We start from the raw sequence: 2,405 nt of genomic DNA, 5'->3' as shown, positions 1-2,405 counted from the left end.
GAAGAGCTTCTCCGGCTCGTACGAGCGCAGCCACCGCTCCAGCTCCGCCAGGTGCGCGGGGTTCTCGCGGACCTCGGGCAGCGGCACCTGGTGGGCCCGCCACGTGCCCTCGACGGGGGTGCCGTCGACCTCCTCGGGGCCCGTCCAGCCCTTGGGGGTGCGCAGCACGATCGCCGGCCAGCGGGGGCGGCCGCGCAGCCCGCCGCGGGCGCGGGCGGTCTGCTGGAACTCGGCGATCCGGTCGAGCGCGGTGTCCATGGCAGCCGCCATGTCCCGGTGGACGCGCGCTGTGTCCTCGGGGGAGGAGCCGCCCGTGACGTGCAGGGGCTCGTGGCCGTAGCCGCGCAGCAGCTCGTCCAGCTCGCTCTCGGGGATGCGGGAGAGGACGGTGGGGCCGGCGATCTTGTAGCCGTTGAGGTGCAGGATGGGCAGCACGGCGCCGTCGTACACGGGGTCGAGGAACTTGTTCGCGTGCCACGACCCGGCCAGCGGCCCCGTCTCCGCCTCGCCGTCGCCGATGACGCAGGCCGCGACGAGCCCGGGGTTGTCGAACGCGGCGCCGTAGGCGTGCGCGAGCGAGTAGCCCAGCTCGCCGCCCTCGTGGAACGACCCGGGGATCACGGGCGCGACGTGGCTCGGCGTCCCGCCGGGGAAGGAGAACTGCCGGAACAGCCGCGCCATCCCGGCGGCGTCCCGCGAGACGTCGGGGTGCACGTCCCCGTACGAGCCGTCGAGCCAGGCGCCGGCGTAGACGGCGGGACCGCCGTGGCCGGGGCCCCAGACGCAGACGGCGTCGAGGTCGCGGGCGCCGATGACGCGGTTGAGGTGGGTGTAGACGAGGTTCAGGCCGGGGCACGTGCCCCAGTGGCCGAGCAGCCGCGGCTTGATGTCCGCGGGTGTCAGCGGCTCGGTGAGCAGCGGGTTGCGGGTGAGGTAGATCTGGCCCGCGGCCAGGTAGTTGAGGGCGCGCCAGTGCGCGTCGAGGTCGGCCAGCTCCTGCTTCTTCATCGTCGTCCCATCGACGAAGGGGGCGTCAGGCGGTACGGCCAAGTCTTACGGCCCGGGGGCGCGCCCACCACCGCACGGCGCGCGACGCGCGCCCGCCCGCCCCGGACGGCCCCCCTATCACCCGGATGGCGGGCACGGCTTGCGCGGAACGGGGGGTAAAGGTGGGACAGACTGCCACGTATGTGGACGGCGAACGCGGGGACGGGTGATCAGATGGCCGTGTCGGTGTCGGTCGTGCTGCTGCTCTTCGTGCTGGCCGTGGTGTTTCTGCGCAGCGGCTCGCTGAAGACCTCGCACGCGGTGGTCTGCGTGCTCCTCGGCTTCTATCTGTCCGGGACCACCGTGGCCCCGACGATCCAGTCCGGTCTGGAGGCCACGGCGAACGTGGTGAGCAGCATCCGGCCGTGAATGTGGCCGTACCGGGAACTATTCGGTACCGCCTTGTGCGTTGAACCCTTCGGGGGATGACCTTGGTGGACGCCTGATCGGAATCAAGCGCGCACGCTGTGTGCACGTGCATTTGCGCGTGCACCTAGCCGCCAACACAGCTATGATCCCCGACAGTTGACATTGGCAACCACCTTGGAGAAGCGCTGTGGCCCACGCATACAACGGCATTGCGGCCAGAGATCTTCACGGCGCCGCCTGGCAGAAGAGCCGGCACAGCAACTCGCAGGGCTCCTGTGTGGAGTTCGCCAGGCTTCCCGGCGGCGAGATAGCCGTTCGCAATTCCCGATTTCCCGAAGGCCCCGCCCTCGTCTACACCCGTGCCGAGGTAGAGGCGATGCTGCTGGGCGTCAAGGACGGAGAGTTCGACCATCTGATAGTTGACTGACACCCCCCTATTCCCGGCTGCACCGTCCGCTTCCGCCATCGGCAGGGTGACACTGCAGCCGCCGGTCATCCGGATCCTGGCTGAGATATCGCCCGTAGCAGGCGTTGATCGCGGTACGGCCGCGATCCGCACAGAATGCGATCGCTTCCTTTCCGTCCGCGAACGGTCCCGGAGCGTGAATCACCCAGTATCCAGGGAGCAGCGAAGGGTAGTCGTCGCTGCGCAGCAGTTCCGCCTCCGGCACTTCGGCCAGGACGCCTGTGAGCCTGTCGTCGCGTGCCTCCGGGCCGTTGCGGACCGGTTCGGAGGCCAGCACCGCGATCCACGAATCGTTCAGCGGGGGCGACTCGGGAGCCTGCGGGGAGGGCGAGGGCGAGGAGGTCGCGTCGGGCTGCCCGGCAGTCCCGCCCGCGTCCGGGCCGTTCCCGGCGTCCTCGCCGTCCTGGCCGCCCTCGCCGTCCTCGCCGTCCTCGTCGGGGTCCCCGTCCGCGCTTCCGCCGTCGGGATCGCCGTTCCTCCCGTCGTTCCCCTCCCCGCCGGCCGGGGCGGTGCTCTGCGTACC

At 70.9% G+C, this 2,405-nt stretch carries 3 protein-coding genes and 1 pseudogene; 2 read left to right on the top strand and 2 right to left on the bottom strand.

Going from position 1 to position 2,405, the window contains the following annotated elements:
- Nucleotides 1–1,008: phosphoketolase family protein (locus tag H5J30_RS27560; protein ID WP_508470830.1), on the bottom strand; the 1,008-nt coding region annotated here is incomplete at its 3' end.
- 213 nt (nt 1,009–1,221) lie between these two features.
- Here H5J30_RS27560 and H5J30_RS27555 point away from each other — a divergent pair.
- A complete protein-coding gene (locus tag H5J30_RS27555; RefSeq protein ID WP_018835983.1) occupies nt 1,222–1,416 on the top strand; it encodes a hypothetical protein in 195 nt (64 codons plus the stop codon).
- Nucleotides 1,417–1,603: 187 nt separating this feature from the next.
- Entirely contained in the window at nt 1,604–1,843 is a 240-nt protein-coding gene (locus H5J30_RS27550; RefSeq protein ID WP_018835984.1) for a DUF397 domain-containing protein, read from the top strand.
- 7 nt (nt 1,844–1,850) lie between these two features.
- On the opposite strand, the pseudogene H5J30_RS27545 reads toward H5J30_RS27550, so the two are convergent.
- Nucleotides 1,851–2,405, bottom strand: a pseudogene (locus tag H5J30_RS27545) (serine/threonine protein kinase); the annotation flags it as partial.

It is taken from the genome of Streptomyces phytophilus (genome assembly GCF_013870535.1).
Taxonomy (GTDB): Bacteria; Actinomycetota; Actinomycetes; order Streptomycetales; family Streptomycetaceae; genus Streptomyces; species Streptomyces phytophilus.
The sequence above is the reverse complement of the archived record's forward strand: the minus strand, read 5'-3'. Positions and strand labels throughout refer to the sequence as shown.

Bases quoted from the DNA above. Each gene is read 5' to 3' on its own strand.
- H5J30_RS27555 (WP_018835983.1), top strand. From the start codon at position 1,222: ATGGCCGTGTCGGTGTCGGTCGTGCTGCTGCTCTTCGTGCTGGCCGTG.